This is a genomic window from Martelella limonii (assembly GCF_013344475.1).
Lineage (GTDB): Bacteria > Pseudomonadota > Alphaproteobacteria > Rhizobiales > Rhizobiaceae > Martelella > Martelella limonii.
In genome coordinates, this window is the sequence record NZ_JABUOU010000001.1 from 962,289 (window position 1) to 982,363 (window position 20,075).

The 20,075-nt window shown below is 61.9% G+C and carries 18 protein-coding genes; 12 read left to right on the forward strand and 6 right to left on the reverse strand.

Annotation, left to right across the window (positions count from 1 at the left end; genetic code table 11):
• Nucleotides 1–10 precede the first annotated feature (10 nt).
• Together HPQ62_RS04490 and HPQ62_RS04495 are read left to right on the forward strand one after the other, a co-directional pair.
• Complete coding sequence (locus tag HPQ62_RS04490) at nucleotides 11–1,030, forward strand: FecCD family ABC transporter permease (RefSeq protein ID WP_244629540.1); 1,020 nt, start codon at nucleotides 11–13, stop codon at nucleotides 1,028–1,030.
• Complete coding sequence (locus tag HPQ62_RS04495) at nucleotides 1,027–1,794, forward strand: ABC transporter ATP-binding protein (protein WP_174801272.1); 768 nt, start codon at nucleotides 1,027–1,029, stop codon at nucleotides 1,792–1,794. Before HPQ62_RS04490 ends, HPQ62_RS04495 begins: the two co-directional genes overlap by 4 nt.
• 35 nt (nucleotides 1,795–1,829) lie before the next feature.
• Here HPQ62_RS04495 and HPQ62_RS04500 read toward each other — a convergent pair whose 3' ends face one another.
• Together HPQ62_RS04500 and HPQ62_RS04505 are read right to left on the reverse strand one after the other, a co-directional pair.
• Nucleotides 1,830–3,332: an inorganic phosphate transporter gene (locus tag HPQ62_RS04500; RefSeq protein ID WP_174801273.1), complete on the reverse strand. Its 1,503-nt coding sequence runs from the start codon at nucleotides 3,330–3,332 to the stop codon at nucleotides 1,830–1,832.
• Nucleotides 3,333–3,363: 31 nt separating this feature from the next.
• Nucleotides 3,364–3,780 carry an NUDIX hydrolase gene (locus tag HPQ62_RS04505; RefSeq protein WP_342343672.1) on the reverse strand — a complete coding sequence of 139 codons (417 nt, stop codon included), beginning with the start codon at nucleotides 3,778–3,780 and terminating at the stop codon, nucleotides 3,364–3,366.
• Between the two features lie 360 nt (nucleotides 3,781–4,140).
• Here HPQ62_RS04505 and HPQ62_RS04510 point away from each other — a divergent pair, with 360 nt between their 5' ends.
• Nucleotides 4,141–4,719 carry an HXXEE domain-containing protein gene (locus tag HPQ62_RS04510; protein WP_174801275.1) on the forward strand — a complete coding sequence of 193 codons (579 nt, stop codon included), beginning with the start codon at nucleotides 4,141–4,143 and terminating at the stop codon, nucleotides 4,717–4,719.
• A 115-nt stretch (nucleotides 4,720–4,834) separates the two neighbouring features.
• Here HPQ62_RS04510 and uxuA read toward each other — a convergent pair whose 3' ends face one another.
• From uxuA to HPQ62_RS04530, 4 genes are all read right to left on the reverse strand, one after another.
• On the reverse strand, nucleotides 4,835–5,995 hold the full coding sequence (uxuA, locus tag HPQ62_RS04515) for a mannonate dehydratase (RefSeq protein ID WP_174801276.1): 1,161 nt from the start codon (nucleotides 5,993–5,995) through the stop codon (nucleotides 4,835–4,837).
• Between the two features lie 102 nt (nucleotides 5,996–6,097).
• Nucleotides 6,098–6,865 carry an FCD domain-containing protein gene (locus HPQ62_RS04520; protein WP_174801277.1) on the reverse strand — a complete coding sequence of 256 codons (768 nt, stop codon included), beginning with the start codon at nucleotides 6,863–6,865 and terminating at the stop codon, nucleotides 6,098–6,100.
• On the reverse strand, nucleotides 6,850–8,658 hold the full coding sequence (locus HPQ62_RS04525; protein ID WP_174801278.1) for a glycoside hydrolase family 2 protein: 1,809 nt from the start codon (nucleotides 8,656–8,658) through the stop codon (nucleotides 6,850–6,852). The genes HPQ62_RS04520 and HPQ62_RS04525 overlap by 16 nt, the downstream gene beginning before the upstream one ends.
• A 90-nt stretch (nucleotides 8,659–8,748) precedes the next feature.
• Nucleotides 8,749–9,744: a TRAP transporter substrate-binding protein gene (locus HPQ62_RS04530; protein WP_174801279.1), complete on the reverse strand. Its 996-nt coding sequence runs from the start codon at nucleotides 9,742–9,744 to the stop codon at nucleotides 8,749–8,751.
• A 230-nt stretch (nucleotides 9,745–9,974) separates the two neighbouring features.
• Here HPQ62_RS04530 and HPQ62_RS04535 point away from each other — a divergent pair, with 230 nt between their 5' ends.
• From HPQ62_RS04535 to HPQ62_RS04575, 9 genes are all read left to right on the forward strand, one after another.
• Nucleotides 9,975–10,535 (forward strand): TRAP transporter small permease, encoded by a 561-nt coding sequence (locus HPQ62_RS04535; RefSeq protein WP_194246262.1) that lies wholly within the window; start codon nucleotides 9,975–9,977, stop codon nucleotides 10,533–10,535.
• 12 nt (nucleotides 10,536–10,547) lie between these two features.
• Nucleotides 10,548–11,858, forward strand: a complete 1,311-nt coding sequence (locus tag HPQ62_RS04540; RefSeq protein WP_206678036.1) for a TRAP transporter large permease — start codon at nucleotides 10,548–10,550, stop codon at nucleotides 11,856–11,858.
• Between the two features lie 18 nt (nucleotides 11,859–11,876).
• A complete protein-coding gene (locus tag HPQ62_RS04545; RefSeq protein WP_174801280.1) occupies nucleotides 11,877–14,252 on the forward strand; it encodes a glycoside hydrolase family 31 protein in 2,376 nt (791 codons plus the stop codon).
• A 227-nt stretch (nucleotides 14,253–14,479) separates the two neighbouring features.
• Nucleotides 14,480–15,097, forward strand: coding sequence for a TetR/AcrR family transcriptional regulator (locus HPQ62_RS04550; protein ID WP_174801281.1), 618 nt, complete (start codon nucleotides 14,480–14,482; stop codon nucleotides 15,095–15,097).
• Nucleotides 15,098–15,348: 251 nt separating this feature from the next.
• Nucleotides 15,349–16,326: a TRAP transporter substrate-binding protein gene (locus HPQ62_RS04555; protein ID WP_174801282.1), complete on the forward strand. Its 978-nt coding sequence runs from the start codon at nucleotides 15,349–15,351 to the stop codon at nucleotides 16,324–16,326.
• Nucleotides 16,327–16,389: 63 nt separating this feature from the next.
• Entirely contained in the window at nucleotides 16,390–16,914 is a 525-nt protein-coding gene (locus HPQ62_RS04560) for a TRAP transporter small permease subunit (protein ID WP_174801283.1), read from the forward strand.
• 23 nt (nucleotides 16,915–16,937) lie between these two features.
• Nucleotides 16,938–18,248: a TRAP transporter large permease gene (locus HPQ62_RS04565; protein WP_174801284.1), complete on the forward strand. Its 1,311-nt coding sequence runs from the start codon at nucleotides 16,938–16,940 to the stop codon at nucleotides 18,246–18,248.
• A gap of 4 nt (nucleotides 18,249–18,252) precedes the next feature.
• Entirely contained in the window at nucleotides 18,253–18,735 is a 483-nt protein-coding gene (locus tag HPQ62_RS04570) for a GAF domain-containing protein (RefSeq protein WP_174801285.1), read from the forward strand.
• 19 nt (nucleotides 18,736–18,754) lie between these two features.
• A complete protein-coding gene (locus HPQ62_RS04575) occupies nucleotides 18,755–19,990 on the forward strand; it encodes a metal-dependent hydrolase family protein (protein ID WP_174801286.1) in 1,236 nt (411 codons plus the stop codon).
• Nucleotides 19,991–20,075: the final 85 nt, after the last annotated feature.

A 20,075-nucleotide genomic window follows, 5' to 3' on the forward strand; every position in this document is an offset into this window, starting at 1 on the left:
GGGAACGCATATGAGCGCCGGTGCAAGGCTAGCGTTTCTGCTTGCGCTCTCGGCAGCGGTGCTCGTGGCTGCGGTGGCGGTTGCAACCGCCATCGGCGACTACAACATTCCGGTCAGAACGGTGTTTCTCACGATCACCAATCATTTCGGCCTGACGACCGCCGACATACCCAGGATCGAAGCAAGCGTGGTCTGGAACCTTCGGCTGAGCCGCAGCCTCGTCGCCGCCCTCTGCGGCGCGGGACTGGCGATCTGCGGGGCGATCCTGCAGGCGCTGCTGCGCAATGCGCTGGCCGAACCCTTCGTTCTCGGCGTCTCTGCCGGCGCCTCGACCGGCGCGGTCGCGGTCATCGTGCTCGGCATCGGTGCCGGCACGGTATCGCTGTCGCTGGGCGCGTTCGTTGGCGCCTTTTCCGCCTTTGCACTGGTCGCCCTGCTTTCGAACGGTGCAACAAGCGGACCCAATCATACCATTCTGGCCGGCGTCGCCGCCTCGCAGCTTTTCAACGCGCTGACGGCCTATATCGTCACGACCTCGGCAAGCGCCCAGCAGGCCCGCAGCGTCATGTTCTGGCTGCTCGGCAGTTTCGGCGGCGTACGCTGGCCGCAGTTCCAGCTGATGGTGGTGGTCCTCGTCATCTGCCTTCTGATCTGCATCGTGATGGCGCGCGCACTCGACGCCTTCACCTTTGGTGACGAGGATGCGGCAGCGCTCGGCATTCCCGTTGCCCGTACAAGGCTGATCCTCTTCGGCGTCACGGCGCTGATGACGGCGACCATCGTCAGCCAGGTGGGCGCAATCGGCTTCGTCGGCCTCGTCGTGCCCCATGCCGCGCGCTATGTCGTCGGCCCGCTGCACATGCGGCTTCTGCCGGCATCGGCCATTCTCGGCGCCGTGTTCATGGTGATCGCCGACATCGCCTCACGCGTGCTGGTCGCCAATCAGACGATTCCGATCGGCGTCGTCACCGCGCTTGTCGGCGTTCCGTTTTTTGCGATCATCCTCTATCGCGCGAGGCCGCAATCATGAGCGTCGTCGCGGACCGGCTCACATGGGGCGTCAAGCGCAAGACGATCGTCAGCGATGTCTCGCTTGAGGTCGCCACTGGTGAAACGCTCGGGCTGATCGGGCCGAACGGCTCTGGAAAGTCCTCGCTGCTCCGGCTTCTGGCGGGGCTGAAGCGGCCGCAGCAGGGCCAGGTGATCATCAACGGCCTGGATATTGCGGATGTGCCAAGACGGACGCTTGCGCAGCGCGTCGCCTTCGTCCAGCAGAGCGCGGCCACGGAAACCAGCGTCAGTGTCCGCGATGTCGTCCGGCTCGGACGCACGCCGCACCGTTCGGCGCTCTCAGGCTGGCGTGCGGAGGATCAGGCAGCCGTCGACCGCGCACTTGAACGCGTCGGCATGACCCACCTTCAGCACCAGTCATGGCAGACGCTCTCTGGCGGCGAACGGCAGCGGGTGCATATTGCCCGCGCGCTGGCGCAAAGCCCTGAAGTGCTGTTTCTCGACGAGCCCACCAACCATCTCGACATCCATCATCAGATCGACATCCTTCACACCATCCGCCAGCTTGAGGTGACCAGCATCGTGGCGCTCCACGACCTCAATCTTGCCGCAACCTATTGCGACCGGATCATCGTCTTGAAGAATGGCGCGATCGTCGCATCCGGCACTCCGCAAGACGTGCTCACAGAAGCGCTGATTGCGGAGGTCTTCCGTGTCTCAGCCAAGGTCGGCATCGCTCCGGATACCGGACACCCGCAGATCTATTTCCGCGCGGCCCTTTGAAGCGGCCACGCATGGCTGATCCGCCGAACGCCGCCTCAAAAGCCGATAGCACGCAAGAGCAGGAAGCACGCTGCCGACAGGAGAGCGGCGGCCGGAACCGTGATCACCCAGGCGGCGATAATGGTCATGAAATGGGACCGGCGCACGAGCTTGCGGCGGGCGCGCTCCTGGCCTGGCATGCGCTGGCTGACGGGCCGCTCGCTCATCAGCTTGCGCGCGCGCCGCTCCGTGTACCATTCGCGGAAGAAGCCGACGCCGAAGACGCCGCCAACGGCAATGTGCGTCGAACTCACCGGCAGGCCGAGCCAGGATGCGGCAATCACCGTCACAGCCGCCGAGAGCGCGACGCAATAGGCACGCATCGGATTGAGCTTGGTGATCTGGCTGCCGACCATGCCGATCAGCTTCGGGCCGAACAGGACAAGACCGAATGAAATGCCGAGCGCGCCGATCAGCATGACCCAGAGCGGGATCGAGACCTCGCCGGCGACGGCCGAGGACTGGTTGACATAGGCAATGGCGGCGAGCGGGCCGACGGCATTGGCCACATCATTGGCGCCATGGGCAAAGGAGAGCAGCGCTGCCGAGACGACCAGCGGCGCGCTGAACAGCGATTTCAGCGACCGGTTGCGGTTCTCAAGCCCGCGCGACTGGCGGCGGACGAGAGGCACGGAGACCAGACCGAGCGCGATGCCGGTCACCGCTCCGATCGCGAGCGCCGTGGTAAAGTCGATCGACACGACCTTCTTCAGGCCCTTGAGCGCAAGATAGGTCGCGAAGGCGGCGCTCATCACGCCGATCAGCACCGGCACCCAGGTCCTGGCCGCGGCGATCTTGTCTTCGACATAGATCACCCGCCATTTAATGAAGGCGAGCATGGCAGCGGCGATGATGCCGCCAAGAAGCGGAGAGATCACCCAGCTTGCGGCAATGGCGCCCATGGTGGACCAGTTGACCGTCCCGACGCCCGCGGCAACGATTCCCGCGCCCATGACGCCGCCGACGACGGAATGGGTCGTCGAAACCGGCGCGCCGATCCATGTCGCCATATTCACCCAGATCGATGCGGCAAGCAGCGCGGCCATCATGGCGCGGACGAAGACGGCGGCATTTGAGAGCGCCGAAGGATCGATGATGCCCTTGGAAATCGTCGAGACCACATCCCCGCCGGCGAGGAGCGCGCCTGCGCTTTCAAACACCGCGGCAATCGCGATCGCGCCCAGAAGCGACAACGCCTTTGCCCCGACGGCCGGGCCCATGTTGTTGGCGACGTCATTGGCGCCGATATTGAGCGCCATATAGGCCCCGAAGGCTGCGGCAACGACGAGGGCAATGCTTTGCGGCTCACCGCCTGCGAAGATTGCCGCTGCCACGGCAGCAAACGAAACGAAGACGAGGCTGATCCCGACGCCGACGAGCGGACGCGCGGTATACATGGAGGCTTCTTCCAGACGCGTCAGACGGTTCAGGTCCTTGTCGAGCGTCTTCCAGTCCCGGTTGCCGTTTTCAGTCAATGTCGATTTTCCTTGAAGTCCCATAAACGAAGGGGCCAGCGCGTGCCGCCGACAGTCATCGCGCCTGTTCGAGCAGAGCCGGAAGATCCTTCAGGATTGCCTTCAGCTGCGGCTCGTCGACAACGAGAGCCGCCTCCTGGTGGCGCATCCATTTGCGCTCCCGCTGCCCCATTTCCGGAAAGGTGTCGGACAGTTCGAGCACTTCGATCGCATAGACGTGCACATCGGTCGCAACCGGCAGCCCGCCATCGAAGATCTTCTTGTAGCGATAGCGTCCGATGCGAAGCGCATCCGCGCCACGCTGCTTCACGCCTGCTTCTTCCCAGGCCTCTTCCAGCGCCGTTCCAAGCCCGTCCGTGCCCTTCATCGGCCAGCCCTTGGGGATGATCCAGCGTCGGGTGGTCCGCGAGGTGATGAGCAGCACGTCAGGCCCAGCTTCCGTCATGCGGTAGCAGAGTGCGGCAATCTGCACATGGGCAGGCCTCCGCAGAAGCGGGGCGAAGAAGTTATTCCAGATCCGGGTAATCAAGGAAGCACCATTCAGCAGCGGACAATTTCCGTGCTGTTTAGTGAAAAGCGACGCCGATCACAAGCGCGGACGGGCAGAAGCATGGGGGCAAAGGGGCGCTGCTGATGCAGCAGATACCGTTTTGTCTTCGAGCGAAGATCATGGTGATCGCTTCAAAAGCGTGGCATCAGCAGCGGCTTCGCAAGGGCCCGGCGCGAGACACGCCTCACCGATCCGGGCGTGACGCCCGCCTCCGAAGTTGATTTAAGTCCGCTCTTCATGCACCGTCATAGCGATGGATTGCGAACGCGTGGGAGGTTATCGATGGTGGCATGGCTTGCTAAACGCTGGGTCGTTGCAGCGTTGTTCATGGCTTGCGGCTTCACAGCGCTCTTACCAGCCATCGCGCTCTCGACGCCCTTGTTCGCGACGCTGATCTTCCTGCACCTTCCGGTCTACATGTTTCATCAGGTCGAGGAACACAGCGGCGACCGGTTCCGCCATTTTGCCAATGCGCAGATGTTCCACGGACTGGAAGTGCTGCGCCCGGTGGATGTCCTCGTGGTCAACCTGCCGGTGGTCTGGGGCGTCAATCTGTTCGCATTCTATGCAGCATTGCTTTCAGCGCCGGGCGCTGCTCTCGTCGCGCCCTATCTCCTCATCGTCAATGCCCTGCTTCACGCCGTAACCACAGTGCGGCTCAGATGCTACAATCCGGGCCTCGTGACGGCGCTCCTGCTGTTCCTGCCGCTCGGCGTGGCAACGCTGCTGGTCGCGTTCCGCGTTCCGGGCATCACGATCGCGGATCATCTCATCGGTCTCGCCGCAGCGGTGGCGATCCATGTCGCCATCATGGCGCAGTCCGGCTGGCGCTATCGCCATGCAAGCGGCGCGCTGAAATGAGACCTCCTGCAAAAGCCGGACGCTCGAAAATGCCAGCGCACCAGACAAAAGCAAACGAACGCCTCCGGACTTCCGAAACCGTTCGCCAATGTTTTCATATACTTGATTACGATTTCTAAAGCGCTGCAGAAAGTGCGCGCGCGATACCGCGCACCTCCGAAAGACCGCGAAGACGCCCGATCAGCGGATAGCCGGGATTGGTCTTACGCGACTGATCGTCAAGGATCGCATGGCCATGGTCCGGGCGGAACGGGATCTGCACGCCCCTTGCCCTTTCCACCTCCAGAGCCGCCTTGACGACGGCCACCATATCGACGTCGCCGTCGAGATGCGGAGCCTCGTGGAAGCTCATCCCGTCCTCCTCGCGCCGGGTCGCGCGCAGATGCAGGAAGTGCACCCGGTCGCCATGCTTCCTCAGCATTGCGGGCAGATCATTATCGGCGCGAACGCCGTAGGAACCCGTGCAGAAGGTGAAGCCGTTCGCAGGGGTTTCAATGCGGGCGGCTATACGGTCCATATCCGCAACCGTCGAGACAACGCGCGGCAGGCCGAAAAGCGGCCGCGGCGGATCGTCCGGGTGGATCGCCATCACGGCGCCCGCCTCTTCCACCATCGGCACGACGATTTCGAGGAAGCGGGAGAGCTGTTCGGCAAGTGCGGCAGCGTCAATGGATTGATAGCGCGCGAGCTGGGCGCGGAAATCGTCGAGCGTATAGCTCTCCTCGGCGCCCGGCAGGCCGGCCAGCACCGTCGCCGTCAGCTTGGCAACGGCGTCAGCATCAAGCGCCTTGAAACGGGCCTCGGCTCTCGCGATGACTTCCGGGCTGTAATCGGCTTCAGCATCCTTGCGCTTCAGAACGAACAGGTCGAACGCGACGTAAAGCGGGTAATCGAACCGCAGCGCCAGCGCGCCGTCTTCCAGCGGATAGGTCAGGTCCGTACGGGTCCAGTCAAGCACGGGCATGAAGTTGTAGCAGATCGTGTTGATGCCTTCACGCGCCAGATTCTGGGCGGAGCGGCCCCAGGTTTCGGCAAGCTTTTCCCAGCCGGATTCAGCCGTCTTGATCTTCTCGTGCACGGGAATGCTCTCGACCACGGACCAGGTCAGCCCAGCCTTCGCAACCATGTCACGGCGGGCGGCAATCGCATCGCGTTCCCACAATACGCCGTTCGGCACCTCGTGCAGCGCAGAGACGATATCCGTCGCGCCGGTCTGGCGCACTTCTGCAAGCGAAATCGGATCATTGGGGCCGAACCAGCGCCAGCTTTCCTTCATGCTATTCTCCTGTCATTTCCGATGCCGGCCGCGCTCGCAGGCGCAAACGCGCTCAAAACCCTGCAGGCCGGCAAAACTCTCACTGGGCATCCCGGCGGATGATCATTTCACGACCCGTCCCAGTTCATGCGAACCGAAGACATAGCCGTCGAAGGCGGGGTCATCGACGTCGGAAAGCGCCATCAGCGTCTCGCGTACATTCTGGAGATGGTTCCACATCGCCTGACGCGCGCGTGCCGCGTCCTTCTTCTGCAGCGCCTGCAGGATTTCCTGATGATCATGCAGCCAGCGACGGCGGTAATCGGTATCGAAAACCCGCGTATGCAACTGTGCCCACATCCGGCTCCGCTTGCGCTTGGCCCAGAGTTCGTCGAGCATGTCGACCAGCACCGAATTCTGGGTCGCGACGGCAATCAACCTGTGGAACAGCTCGTCTGCGGCATAGCCGTCATCGCTGCCCTTCTCGATCGCCTCCCGCTCCATGTCGAGCGCCTCGCGCATGCGTCTGATATCGGCCATCGACACCATTTCCGCAGCGAAGGCGGCAATTGTCGATTCCAGAAGCTGGCGGGCCTGCAGCAATTCGAAAGGACCGAAATCATCCGGCAGGTCATCGACGGGCGGCTCGGCTTCTTCGGTGACGTCTGCAGGAACCGCAAGATAGATGCCCGAACCCTTGCGCACATCGACGAGACCCTCAAGCTCAAGCGTGATCACGGCTTCGCGCACAAGCGAGCGGCTGACGCCCAGCTCTTCAGCCATCTGGCGCTCGGTCTTCAGCCGGTCGCCGGGCTTGTGGCTGGAACGGGCGATCATCTGCCTGATTTCAACCGCCACTTCCTGATAGCGGCGCTTCACGACCTCTCCCATTCCTCAGCCTCCCTTGCCGCCACTGCATGATAAAAAGAGCGCAATATCGCGAAGGACTTCTTCTTCGTGGCCTTGTCGGCGGCAATCAGGCCCTTCCGGTTGAAACCGCGCTGGAAGATACCCTGCCGGCGTTCGGTCCTGAAATCATAAAGTATCCAGGGCGACATGCCCTTGACGAAATCGAGCTCTTTCAGGGTCGCGATCTGCTTTTCATAGACCTCGGCCTGATAGTCTTCGGAAAACAGCCCCGTCTTCGGGCCCTTTTCGGTGATGTCGGCGTCCGCGCCGGTCTCCGAAATCACAACCGGGCGGTCAGGCTGCGAATTGGCGAGGATCTTCGGCAATTCGGAAAAATCCTCGTCATACCATCCGTAATATTCGTTGATGCCGATGATATCGAGGTGGCTGGCAAGCCGGTCCTCGATCTTGAGCTTGGCGTGGTTGACGAGACAGGCGGCAGCGATCAGACGGGTCGGGTCCTCGGCGCGCGCGGTCTCGGCCAATCCTTTCATGAAGGCAAGCCGCGCATCGGTATCGGCGTTTTCGTTGCCGACCGACCAGATCACGACACTTGCGCGGTTGCGGTCGCGGCGGATGAGTTCCAGCAACTGGTTCTGCGCATCGCGCTCGGTTGCCGGATTGGCAAAGTCGATAGCCCAGTAGACCGGGATCTCGGCCCAGACCATGAGCCCGAATTCATCGGCGAGTTCGACCGCGCGTTCATGGTGGGGATAGTGGGCAAGCCGCACGAAATTGCAGCCCATGTCTTTGGCATGCTGATAGCGCCGGCGAAGATCCTCTTCGGTGACCACCTTGCCGCGCTTTTCGTCATCTTCATGCACGGAGATGCCGCGCAGCCAGAGCGGCCGGCCATTGAGACGCAGCTCACGCCCCTGGCGCTCGATCGTTCGGAAACCGACGCGATCGGACACGCGGTCATCGCCCGCGCTGACATGCACATCATAGAGCTTCGGACGTTCTGGCGACCAGAGAAGGGGTGCAGCTTCAATGTCCACCGTCGCACGGCCATCTTCAAGCGCGACCGTCCGGCTGATCCCGAGTTCGGGGATAGCGATCGTGGCACTGTCCGCGCCCTCTGCAACGACACTTGCGGAAAGAACCGAGCCATCCGCGAAAGGCTTCAGGTGAATGAAAAAATCGCGGATCAGGCTTTCCGGCGTCTCGATCAGCGAAACCTCGCGGTAGACTCCGCCATAATTGAACCAGTCCGTATTGCGCATCGGCACGCGATCGGTGGTGCGCACATTGTTGACGCAGAGCATCAGCCAGTTGCGGCCATCCTTCAGGCGATCGGTGAGCTCTGCAAAGAAAGGCGTCGAGCCGCCATAGTGATTGCCGACGAAGGCGCCATTCAGAAAGACCTTGCAGTCGTATTGCGCGGCGCCGACACGCAGGAAGCTGCGCTTGCCGGCTTTGCGCGAAAAGTCGATGGATCGCGTGTACCAGGCGCTGCCTTCGAAAAAGTACCACTTCTCCTTCAGCATCTGCCAGCATGACGGCACGGGCACGGTCTCGCCCATGAACGGGTCGTAATCCCAGGGTTCGAGCCTCTCTGCCGGATCGGCTGGCTGCATCGCAAACCACTTCTGGCGCAGGCCCGTATCGAGAATGTCGACGCAGAAATTCCATTCACCGTCGAGCGACTGCTGCTGGCGGTCGCCCATGAAGATCATGGTTGTGTGGTTGAGGTTCTGAAGATTGAAGGGGCGGTCGTAGTCCTCATCATGCAGGGCTGCCAACGCGTTTTCTGCGAGATCGGACCGTTCGAGCATTTCACCCCTCCACAAGAATGAATATCTTTTCGTATATTTTTCAACCGATGGCCGCCGTCGCCGGCGGCCATCCTGTCACAGAGCGGCGGATTACTGGCCGCCGTAGTTCTTGCCTTCTTCCTGGATGCGAGCGACGAGGTCGGCGACAACAGGAGAAGTGCTGGTGATTTCCTCGTACATCGGCTGTACGGCTTCCACGAAGGGCGCCTTGTCGACTTCGTTGACTTCGACGCCGAGCTGTTCCTGCATGTCGACCATCGCCTGATCGCTGATCTTGTCCCAGGCTTCGCGATGGTAACGGGCAGCATCGATCGCGGCCTCATGGAAGGCGGCCTTGTCTTCGTCCGTCATCTCATCCCAGGCGCAGTTCGAAATCACGACTGCGGACGGGATCATCGTGTGCTCGTCGAGCGAGAAGTGCTTGGCAACTTCGCCGTGACGGGCAGTCGTCATCGCCGTCGGGTTGTTTTCGGCACCATCGACGACGCCCTGCTGCAGCGCGCTGTAAAGCTCGCCCCAGGCGATCGGCGTCGGGTTGCCGCCAAGCAGTTCGACCATGCGGATGGCCGACGGGCTCGGCTGGACGCGGATCTTCATGCCCTTCAGGTCTTCGGGCGAATAGATCGCCTTGTTGCCGTAGAAGGAACGCGCGCCCTCGACGAAGAAGCCAATGCCCTGGAAGCCGTTCTCACGCGACGAATCAAGAATTTCATCGCCGATTTCACCGGTCAGGACATCGAAGAGGTGGTCTTCGTTGACGAAAAGATAGGGCAGGTTGAGCGCGGAATAGGCCGGCGTGAACGCTTCCAGTTCCGAGGCATTGCTCTTTGCCATATCAAGGGCGCAGCTCTGGACAAGTTCCATGGATTCGCGCTGGTTGCCGAGCTGACCGTTCGGGAAAACCTGAATGTCCCAGCGGCCATCGGTCAGCGCCGAAAGCCGTTCACCCATGTACTCCATCGAGCCATGCAGCGGATGATCAGGCGGATTGTTGTGGTTCAGACGCAGCGTGCGCGCCTCTGCCGAAGCAGCAAATGCGATAGCGGCCGCGCCGGATACCAGAGCGAGTTTGGTCGAGACTTTCATTTCTGTCCTCCCGGCACCTTTTCATTTCAGGATTGGATGAATGATGTAAAGACCGCCTTCAGGTGCCAAATTCGCAGCGGATGGGCGATAGGTTGACCAATTCCCCATGACTGTCAACCAAATTCACTAATTGGTTGACCAATTTTTGAAACTGGGGCAATCTCGCGCCGATCAGCCCGGTCTTCTGGGTCCAAGGGGGCTGCGAAAAAATAGACACAAGGGAGGGTCGGATGTCTGCAAATCAGAAACCCGACATATTCAGCCGCCTGGTGAATGCCATTGCACGCGTGATCGACGCCCTGCTCGGCGTTGCGATCGTCATCGGGTTCTCGGTGATGGTCGGATGCGTCGTCTGGCAGGTCGTCAGCCGTTATGTATTGCAGACGCCATCCATCTACACGGACGAGATCTCGCGATTCCTGTTCATCTGGGTCGCCCTGATCGGCGGCGCATATACGTTCGGCAAAGGCCGTCATCTTGCCATCGAACTCCTGGCCCCGGCCCTGTCGGGCTGGCAAAAGAAGGCGTCGGAACTGCTCGTTCTCGCCATCATCGCCCTGTTCGCGATCATGGTGATGATGAAGGGCGGCGGCGGCCTCGTTGCCCGCACGCTTGCAAACGGACAGGTGTCCCCGGCCATGCAGCTGCCGATGGGCTACATCTATCTGGCGCTCCCCATCGGCGGCGCGATCATCCTGTTCTACTGCCTGCAGATGGCGCTGAAAGTCGTCACTCGCGACGACGCGGTAGAGATCGGCCAGAGCGAAACCGCCGGCGGCGGCCTGGACTAAGGAAACCACACTATGTTGATGTCTTACGCCCCTCTGGTGCTGTTCGGCAGTTTCGGTGTTCTGATGCTGATCGGCGTCCCGATCGCCTTTGCGATCGGCGTCGCGGCAGCCCTCACCTTCATGCTGTTTGTCGGCTTCGACCAGTCCTTCTTCATCGTCGCACAGCAGATGGCCTCGGGCCTTGATTCGTTCACCCTGCTTGCCATTCCGTTCTTCATCCTTGCCGGCAACATCATGAATCGCGGCGGCATTGCCCGCCGGCTGATCGATTTCGGCAAGGTCCTCGGCTTCGCCCTGCCCGGTTCGCTCGCGCATGTGAATGTGCTCGCCAACATGATGTTCGGCGCGCTTTCGGGCTCCGCGGTCGCTTCCGCCGCCGCCGTGGGCGGCGTCATGGCGCCGCTGCAGAAGAAGGAAGGCTACGACCCGGCGTTTTCGGCCGCGGTCAACATCTCCTCCTGCACAACCGGCCTGCTGATTCCCCCGAGCGCCACCTTCATCGTGTTCTCGCTGATCACCGGCGGCACCTCGGTTGCAGCGCTCTTCGTTGCCGGCTATGTGCCCGGCATCCTGATGGGCGTCGGCATCATGATCGTCGCCGGCATCATCGCCAAGAAGCGCGGCTATCCGACACAGCCGCGCCCCTCGGGCAGCGAATTCGTGAAGAAGGGCCTCGATGCGCTTCTGCCACTCGGCCTCGTCATCGTGGTCATGGGCGGCATCATCGGCGGTATCTTCACGGCCACCGAAGCTTCTGCGATCGCGGTGGTCTACACGCTGCTGCTCGCCTTCGTCTGGTACCGCGAGACCTCGATCAAGCAACTGCCCTCAATCATTCTCGAGTCCGCCGTCACAACTGCGGTGGTGCTCCTGATGATCGGCTGCTCGATCGCGATGTCGCGCGCCATGGCTTTCGGCAACATTCCGAACATGATCTCGAGCTATATGCTCGGCCTGACCGACAACCCGATCATGATCCTGTTGATCATCAATCTGGTCCTGCTCGTCGTCGGCACCTTCATGGACATGACGCCGGCGCTTCTGATCTTCACGCCGATCCTGATGCCGGTGGTTGAAAAGCTCGGCATGGACCCGGTCCAGTTCGGCGTGATGATGACCCTCAATCTGTGCGTTGGCATCTGCACCCCGCCGGTCGGATCGGCGCTCTTCATCGGCTGCTCGGTCGGCGGGACGACGATCCCGAAGGTTCTGAAACCGCTGATCCCCTTCTTCCTGACGCTGATCGCGGTCCTCATGCTGGTGACCTACATTCCGGCGATCAGCCTCGCCCTGCCCCGCCTGCTTCTCGGCTACGGCAGCTAAAGACACGGGAATACGACAATGCGTACCCTCAAATCATGGGCGCTCGACGCGCGTGACGCCAATGGCGTCACGCTCGCCGTCGACGGTTCACATCAACTGAAGATCACCGTTCTGGAGGAAGCCCTTTTCCGGGTTTCCCTGAAGAAGGCAGGCGCCTGGCGGCTTGACCGCACGTGGTCGATCGCGCCCGCCGAGGACGTGCCCTTCGAAGGCCGCCTGCGCGACGATCTCTCCGGCTTTTCGCTGCCGGAATTTGCCTGCACGGGCGACGAGACGCTGACGATCGAGACGAAAACCCTGCGGCTTACGATCGGCAATCCGCTGACCATGCGCTGGGAAGCGAAGCAGGCCGATGGTTCGTGGAAGCTCGTCGCCGAGGAGCGCCCGACCGGCGCCTACATGCTGGGCATCCGCGATCATCGCAACAGCCATTTCCTGCTGAGAAAGCCCGGCGAGAAGGTCTACGGCCTCGGAGAAAAGACGGGCGATCTCGAACGCTCGGGCAGGCGCTACGAGATGCGCAATCTCGATGCCATGGGCTATGACGCCAAGAGCACCGATCCGCTCTACAAGCATCTGCCGGTCACCTTCACCGTGACGCCGGATGCCGGGGCGTTTTCGGTGTTCTACGACAACCTTGCCTCGTGCTGGTTCGATCTCGGCAATGAGTTCGACAATTATCACAAGCCCTTCCGCGCCTACCGGGCGCTGGATGGCGACCTCGACTATTATTTCGCATGGGCCCCGGACATGCTGCCCCTCGTCAGGGGTCATACCCGGCTGACCGGCGGAACGGCCTTCATGCCGCGCTGGGCGCTCGGCTATTCCGGCTCGACCATGGCCTACACCGACCGGCCGAATGCGCAGGAAGAGCTGGAGGGCTTTCTGGCGGAACTCTCCCGGCACGACATACCATGCGACAGTTTCCAGATGTCGTCCGGCTACACGTCGATCGGTTCGAAGCGCTATGTCTTCAACTGGAATTACGACAAGTTCCCAGACGTCGAAGCGATGACGAAGAAATTCGCGGATGCAGAGCTTGCCCTGATTGCCAACATCAAGCCCGCGCTTTTGCAGGACCATCCCCGCTTCCGCGAAGCGCTCGATGCCGGCCTGTTCATCACCGACAGCGAAACCAACTCCTATGCCGATGCGGTCTATTGGGACGATTCGGGCGCTCATCTCGATTTCACCAATCCGGCAGCGGTGGCATGGTGGCAGAAGGGCGTGACCGAGCAACTGCTCGAAAAGGGCATTGGCTGCACCTGGAACGACAACAATGAATACGAGATCTGGGACGACGCGGCCCGCTGCAACGGGTTCGGCAGGGAGATCCCCGTCGCCCTCATCCGGCCGCTCCACTCGCTGCTGATGAGCCGTGCTTCAAAGGAAGCGCAGGAGACATTCGATCCCGATCACCGGCAATACCTGATCTCGCGCGCCGGATGCCCCGGTATCCAGCGTTACGCCCAGACCTGGACCGGCGACAACTACACCCGCTGGGAAACCATCCGGTACAATATCCGCATGGGCCTCTCCCTGTCGCTGTCGGGCATCTACAATGTCGGACACGATGTCGGCGGCTTTTCCGGCCCGAAGCCTTCGCCGGATCTCTTCGTGCGCTGGGTCCAGAACGGCATCTTCCATCCGCGCTTTACCATCCACTCCTGGAATGATGACGGCACGGCCAATGAAGCGTGGATGTATCCGGACGTCCTTCCCCTCGTGCGCGATGCCCTGAAGCTGCGCTATCGTCTGACGCCCTATCTCTACACGCTCACATGGCTTGCCAGCACTGCAGACGAGCCGATGCTGCGGCCGACCTTCCTCGACCATCCGCACGATCCGCGAACGTTCGAAGAGACGGACGACTTCATGCTTGGGCGCGACCTTCTGGTTGCCAATATCGTCGACGAGGAGGCACAAGAGCGCACGGTCTACCTGCCGAAGAACAACACGGGTTGGTGGAACTTCTGGACCGGCGACTATCATGCGCCGGGAAGCGAAGTGACGCTTTCCGTGACGCTTTCGAGCATGCCGCTGTTCGTGCGCGCCGGATCCGTCATCCCGCTCTCGGACGGTGCGACCCGCGCCAACGCCGCGGCAGACCGGGTCAGAACGCTTGCGGTCTTCCCGGCCCCCGGCGCATTTTCGGCGGAAGCGGTCGACTATGAGGATGACGGCGACACCATCGACTGGCGCGAGCCTTCGGCCCATGTCGTGACGCGCTACGCGCTTTCGGGCGACGATGCCGGCCTTACGCTGATCTGGCAGCACGATGGCGATTACAAACCCGCCTACGAGACCGTGAACATCGTGCTGCCCGCAGGCGAAAACCGCATGATATCCGTCAATGGCACGCAAGATGCCAACGGTTCGGCCGTCGCTCGCTGACGACCTTTCGGGAGAGCCCCGGCTCTCCCGCTTTCCTTCCATTGAGATCAGCGCCGACGCAACGACCAGACGCCTTATGTAGGATGGCAGATGCGCGTTGCCGGACCGATTGCTGCGCCCACGCTGTCTCGCGGCGCCGCCTGCTGGCACCGCCAATCCGCAGCTGGTTTGCAAAGACCGCAAAAACAGGTAGACCGGTTCGTAACTTCATGAGCACGGGACGGGACATGAGCGCCGGGGCCGAACAGCCGACTTCAGCAAGACCGCGCCGCACGCAGGCGGAACGATCTCAGGAAACCCGCAGCAAGGTCTGCGAAGCAACATTGGAAGCGCTCGTCGAAGTCGGTTACGAGCAGATTTCGACCACGCTGATCGCCCAGAAGGCGAAGGTATCGCGCGGCGCACTTACCCACCAGTTTCCGACCCGCAACGACATGCTCGTCGCCGCCTTTGAAAAGCTGGTCAGCGACTGGCGCGACGGCTACCCATTCGGGCTCGATCCCGAAAAACACCAGCTGACCGTCGAAGAGATGATCGATGCGCTGTGGGACTGCATCTTTTCCGACGGGCGCTATATCGCGGCCATGGAACTGATGCTTGCCGCGCGCCAGGACAACGAACTCGGCCATGCACTGCGCGACATTCTCGTCACATGGATCCGCAAGCGCGACAAGATCACCGTCCGCCTTGTCGGTGGCGATGTCGATGATGACGAGGCCGATCTGAAAGTGCAGCTTCATCTCTCGGTGCTGCGCGGCATTGCCATGCACCAGAGCTTCGATTCCGATCCGCGCACGGCCGGCAAGCTGATCGCGCTCTGGAAGAAGATCGCCGGCAAGGCCTGATCCGTCGCTCGCCCCTAAAAACAAAGCCCAGCCATGGATTTTCCAGGCCAAACGATTCCAATGGCTTGCGGATCGCCGGGTGGCTTTTGCCATTTTTCTGGGGTGAATACGCAATTTTTGGCACGCAGAAGGTTGATTTACGAACAGAACTGATCGCAATATGCAGACAGAGGTGTTCGTAAGTTATCTTTAACCTGCGAGCAGACTGGAGAAATTTGCCCGGTTCCAAGGGCCGTAAAAGGAAAGTCCATATGAACAAGACGTTGCTACTCGCCACCGCCGCAGGCATTTGCCTTGCCGCCGCACCCGCATTCGCGGTGAACTGGGATCTGTCGAGCGAATATCCCGCCGGTTCGCTTCAGGGCCAGACCGCCGATTTCTTCGCCAAGGCCGTTGCGGAAAAGACCGATGGCGAAGTCGAGATCACCGTCCACCATGGCGCGGCCCTCGGCTACAAGAGCGTCGACAATTTCGACGCTGTCGGCGATGGCGCACTTCAGGCTGCCTCCTCGGCATTTGTATTCTGGACCGGCATCGACCCGATCTTCCAGCTGTCCTCCCTGCCGTTCCTCGCGCCGAAGTCCGAAGATGTCTTCGCACTCTACGAGCTTGCGCGGCCGGAATATGAGAAAGTCCTTGAAGACAACAACCAGATCATGCTTCTGGCGACGCCGTGGCCGTCGTCCGGCCTCTGGGGCAACAAGCCGTTCACCTCGACCGCCGATCTCGAAGGCGTGAAGGTGCGCACCTATGATGTCGCATCCACCGAAACCATGAAGAATGCCGGCGCCTTCCCGATCCAGATCTCCTGGGCGGATGTGCCCGCGCAGCTTTCGACCAATGCCATCGACGCCGTCCTGACCTCGCCGAATGGTGGCGTCGGCGTGCAGATGTGGGAACTGCAGTCGGACTTCACCAATGTGAACTACGCTTCTTCGCTTCAGGCGATCCATGTCAATCTCGACGCCTGGGAAGATCTGAGCGAAGAGCAGCAGGCGGCCGTTCAGGAAGCTGCCGAAGAAGCCGAAGGATTTGGCTGGGGCCTTCTGAGCGCCGCCACCGCCAAGGACTTCGACACCATGCGCGAAAACGGCATGACCGTGACCGAGGAAATTCCGGCCGAATTCTCCGAAGCGCTGACGGCAGCTGCGCAGCCCTTTATTGACAAATGGGTTGAAGAGACTGGCCCGCGTGCGCAGTCCATCATGGAAGCCTACGGCAACCGTTGATCACAGATGACGGGCGCGGGCAGGCTCTGCCCGCGCATTTTCCCTTTCCCTCCGGAGCTCCGCATGACCCGCTTCTATGCCGGCGTTTTCGCCCTGTCGCGCGTGGCCGCAGTGATCGCTGCCTGTGCGCTGGTCTACATGGTAGGCCACATCGCCTATGAAATCATCCTGCGGAGCCTGTTCGCCACCTCCACATTCGTGCTGGACGAATTCGTCGGCTACGCGATCAGCGTCTGCGTCATCTGGTCGCTCGGCTATGTTCTCGAACATGGCGACCTGATCCGCGTGGGCCTGGTGCTCGACCGCCTTCCCGAGCGCGCACAGCAACTGATGACTGCATTTGCAGCGCTTGTCGCGTGCGCGCTTTCTGCTGGCCTTGCATGGATGTTCTGGATCCGCGTTGCCCGGGCCTGGTCGCGCGGAACCGTCTCCTCCTCGGTTGCCGCCGTGCCGACATGGATCCCCGAAGGCGCCATGATGGTGGGCCTAGCGCTGTTTGCGCTTGCAGCATTGTCGCACGGTCTGCGCCATATCACCGGGCACCCCTCGCCCGCGCCCCGCTCCCCGCTTTCCACCCCGGTCGAATAAGCCGCCCCACTGAGAGAGAGCATATGGATACGCTTCTGACCGCGGCCGCGACCCTGGCCTTCCTTCTTCTGTTTCTCGGCCTCGGGATCTGGGTCTTCATCTCGCTGGCCCTTGTCGCCACCTCGGCGCTGTTCTTCCTTCACGGAATGGACCTGTCGCGGATCGGCTCGATCGCCGCCGGCATCATCTACCGCTATTCCACAAGCTGGGAGCTTTCGGCGATCCCGATGTTCATCTGGATGGGCGAGATCATCTTCCGCACCGACATTTCGACCCGCCTGTTCCGTGGCCTGTCGCCCTTCGTCGATTACATTCCGGGCCGTCTGCTGCACACCAATGTTCTGGGCTGCACCCTGTTTGCCGCCGTCTCAGGCTCCTCGCCGGCAACCACCGCGACCGTCGGGCGGATCACGACCCGAGAGCTCGGCAATCGCGGCTATGATGACCGTCTGTCTCTGGGGTCTCTGGCGGGTGCGGGAAGCCTCGGCCTGCTGATCCCGCCGTCAATCGTGATGATCGTTTACGGCATCCTTGCGGAGCAATCGATCTCGCGCCTGTTTGCCGCAGGCGTGCTGCCGGGCCTGATGATCACGGCGCTTTATTCGGTCTACATCATGACGCGCGCCAAGCTCAATCCGGCGCTCGTGCCGGCCGAGCGCGAGGCCCGCAGCGCGTTTGACTTCCTGCGCGCGCTCTGGGATCTGGCACCGCTGGTGGTGCTGATGACCATCGTTCTGGGCTCGATCTATTCGGGCATCGCGACGCCATCGGAGGCCGCAGCCGTCGGCGTGATCGCGGCCATCGCCATTGCCGCCGTCACCCGCCAGCTGTCGCTCACCCTGTTGCGCGACACGCTGATGGGCGCACTCAGGACCTCGACCATGGTCTGCTCGATCCTGATCACGGCCGCCTTCATGTCCACGGCGATCGGTTACCTGCATATTCCCGCCGATGTCGCGGACGGCATTGCGGCGCTCAACCTGCCGCCATGGGGCCTTCTGGTGGTGCTGTCGCTGTTCTATCTCGGCCTTGGCTTCTTCCTCGACGGTACCTCGATCGTGGTGATGAGCCTGCCGATCTCGCTCCCGCTTGCGCTGCAGGCCGGTTTTGATCCGATCTGGTTCGGCGTCTATCTCGTGCTGATGGTCGAGATGGCGCAGGTGACCCCTCCGGTCGGCTTCAACCTTTTCGTGCTGCAGGGCATTTCGGGTCGCTCGATCAGCTATGTCGCCCGCGCCGCCTTCCCCTTCTTCCTGCTGATGCTGGTGGGTGTTGCCCTGCTCGCGATCTTCCCCGGCATCGCGCTGTGGCTTCCGAACTTCTTCTACGGATAAGACAATGACCGTCTCTCATCTTTCTTCCGCCGACCTCGCCGCATTGCTGAGCGCGCAGGCACAATTCAACCAGCCCCACACGCTCTACCGCGCTGTGGAAGACCTCTGCCGCGAACGTTTCGGCTTCCGGTTCCTGACGGTTCTTAAAAACCTTCCGGGTACCGGAAACGTGATGCGGATGCACAGTTCCGAGTCCGACTATCCGACAGGCGCGCTGAAACCGATGGGCCTGACCGAATGGGGTAAGGTGGTGCTGGATGGCGGCAAGAGCTGGCTCGGCAATTCGCGCGAGGACGTGCTCTGGGCCTTCCCCGATGCAGAGCTGATCCTGTCCAAGGGATGCGAGGCCTGCGCCTGCGCGCCTGTGATCTGGGCCGGGCGCTGTGTCGGCGTGCTGTCGCTGAATGCGGAGCGAGACACCTACAAGCCCGATCAGATGGCCGACATGACACTCATAGCGCAGACACTGGCGCCGGCGCTGATCTGACCTTCGAAAGGATGACCAAATGACCACCCTCCTGATCAAGAACGCCCGCATTGTTGACGGCACCTCGACCGAGCCGACCGCGCCGATGCAGATCGCCATTGAAGACGGCCGCATCCGCGATGTCGCACCCTCGGTTTCCTTCAGCGCCGACGAAGAACTCGACCTCGACGGCCTGACGGTGATGCCGGGGCTGATCGACTGCCACGTCCACACCATCGCCTCCTCCGCCAATCTCGGTCTCAACGCCTCGCTTCCCTCCTCGCTTGTGGCTGCGCGCGCAGCCACGCTGATGAAGAACATGATCATGCGCGGCTTCACCACGGTGCGCGATCTTGGCGGCGCCGACCGCGGTCTCCAGTTGGCCGTGGAAGAAGGTCACTTCACCGCGCCGCGCCTGGTGATCTGTGGCAAGGCCTTGTCCCAGACCGGCGGCCACACCGATTACCGCGGCCCCTACGACAACCGCGACGTCAGCTGGTACGCCCAGGCGCTCGGAACGCTTGGCCGGATCTGCGACGGCAAGCCGGAGCTGATGCGGGCCGCCCGCGAAGAGCTGAAAGGCGGAGCCCAGTTTCTGAAGGTAATGGCAGATGGCGGCGTTTCGTCACCCTCCGACCCGGTCGGCTATCTGGTGTACTCGGTCGATGAGCTGAAGGCGCTCGTCGAAATCGCCAACGGTTTCGGCACCTATGTCGCGGCCCACCTTTACGCCGATGCGGCGATCGTTCGGGCGCTCGACTGCGGCATCACCTGCATCGAGCACGGCAACCTGATCGGCGACGAGACCATCAAGCGCGTGGCGCGCGAAGGCGCGGTCGTGGTGCCGACCAACATCACCTACGATCTGCTGGCCCGCAAGGGCGCCGAGTTCGGCCTGCCGCCGGAATCGGTTGCCAAGGTAGCGGATGTGCGCGAGGCCGGTCTCGAGCGCCTGGTGAAGCTATTCGAAGCGGGCGTGACCATGGGCTACGGCTCTGACCTTCTGGGCGGGATGCAGACCGAGCAGTCGGGCGAGTTTCCGCTGCGGGGTCGCTTTATTCCTTCCGATGCCGTGATCCGGTCCGCGACCGTCGACGCTGCCAAGGTGCTCAGGATGGAAGGCGAGGTCGGCGTGATTGCGCCCGGCGCCCATGCCGACATCATCGCCGTTGACGGCAACCCGCTCGAAAACCTCGATCTCCTGACCGGTCAGGGCGCGCACATGCCGCTGATCATGCAGGGCGGCCGCGCCATCAAGAAGGCATCGAGCCTCTGACCCGACCGTCAAATCCCCTTGCCCGTCGCCTTTAAGCAGCGGGCAATTCATCACAGACCGGCGCGGGCTCGCCGCGCCGGACCTT

What these genes read in the sequence shown, in the direction of transcription:
- HPQ62_RS04565 (WP_174801284.1), top strand. Translation starts at nt 16,938, where the DNA reads ATGGATACGCTTCTGACCGCGGCCGCGACCCTGGCCTTCCTTCTTCTG.
- HPQ62_RS04555 (WP_174801282.1), top strand. Translation starts at nt 15,349, where the DNA reads ATGAACAAGACGTTGCTACTCGCCACCGCCGCAGGCATTTGCCTTGCC.
- HPQ62_RS04520 (WP_174801277.1), bottom strand. Translation starts at nt 6,865, where the DNA reads ATGGGAGAGGTCGTGAAGCGCCGCTATCAGGAAGTGGCGGTTGAAATC.
- HPQ62_RS04500 (WP_174801273.1), bottom strand. Translation starts at nt 3,332, where the DNA reads ATGGGACTTCAAGGAAAATCGACATTGACTGAAAACGGCAACCGGGAC.
- uxuA (WP_174801276.1), bottom strand. Translation starts at nt 5,995, where the DNA reads ATGAAGGAAAGCTGGCGCTGGTTCGGCCCCAATGATCCGATTTCGCTT.
- HPQ62_RS04560 (WP_174801283.1), top strand. Translation starts at nt 16,390, where the DNA reads ATGACCCGCTTCTATGCCGGCGTTTTCGCCCTGTCGCGCGTGGCCGCA.
- HPQ62_RS04530 (WP_174801279.1), bottom strand. Translation starts at nt 9,744, where the DNA reads ATGAAAGTCTCGACCAAACTCGCTCTGGTATCCGGCGCGGCCGCTATC.
- HPQ62_RS04570 (WP_174801285.1), top strand. Translation starts at nt 18,253, where the DNA reads ATGACCGTCTCTCATCTTTCTTCCGCCGACCTCGCCGCATTGCTGAGC.
- HPQ62_RS04495 (WP_174801272.1), top strand. Translation starts at nt 1,027, where the DNA reads ATGAGCGTCGTCGCGGACCGGCTCACATGGGGCGTCAAGCGCAAGACG.
- HPQ62_RS04540 (WP_206678036.1), top strand. Translation starts at nt 10,548, where the DNA reads ATGTTGATGTCTTACGCCCCTCTGGTGCTGTTCGGCAGTTTCGGTGTT.
- HPQ62_RS04535 (WP_194246262.1), top strand. Translation starts at nt 9,975, where the DNA reads ATGTCTGCAAATCAGAAACCCGACATATTCAGCCGCCTGGTGAATGCC.
- HPQ62_RS04550 (WP_174801281.1), top strand. Translation starts at nt 14,480, where the DNA reads ATGAGCGCCGGGGCCGAACAGCCGACTTCAGCAAGACCGCGCCGCACG.
- HPQ62_RS04525 (WP_174801278.1), bottom strand. Translation starts at nt 8,658, where the DNA reads ATGCTCGAACGGTCCGATCTCGCAGAAAACGCGTTGGCAGCCCTGCAT.
- HPQ62_RS04490 (WP_244629540.1), top strand. Translation starts at nt 11, where the DNA reads ATGAGCGCCGGTGCAAGGCTAGCGTTTCTGCTTGCGCTCTCGGCAGCG.
- HPQ62_RS04545 (WP_174801280.1), top strand. Translation starts at nt 11,877, where the DNA reads ATGCGTACCCTCAAATCATGGGCGCTCGACGCGCGTGACGCCAATGGC.
- HPQ62_RS04510 (WP_174801275.1), top strand. Translation starts at nt 4,141, where the DNA reads ATGGTGGCATGGCTTGCTAAACGCTGGGTCGTTGCAGCGTTGTTCATG.
- HPQ62_RS04575 (WP_174801286.1), top strand. Translation starts at nt 18,755, where the DNA reads ATGACCACCCTCCTGATCAAGAACGCCCGCATTGTTGACGGCACCTCG.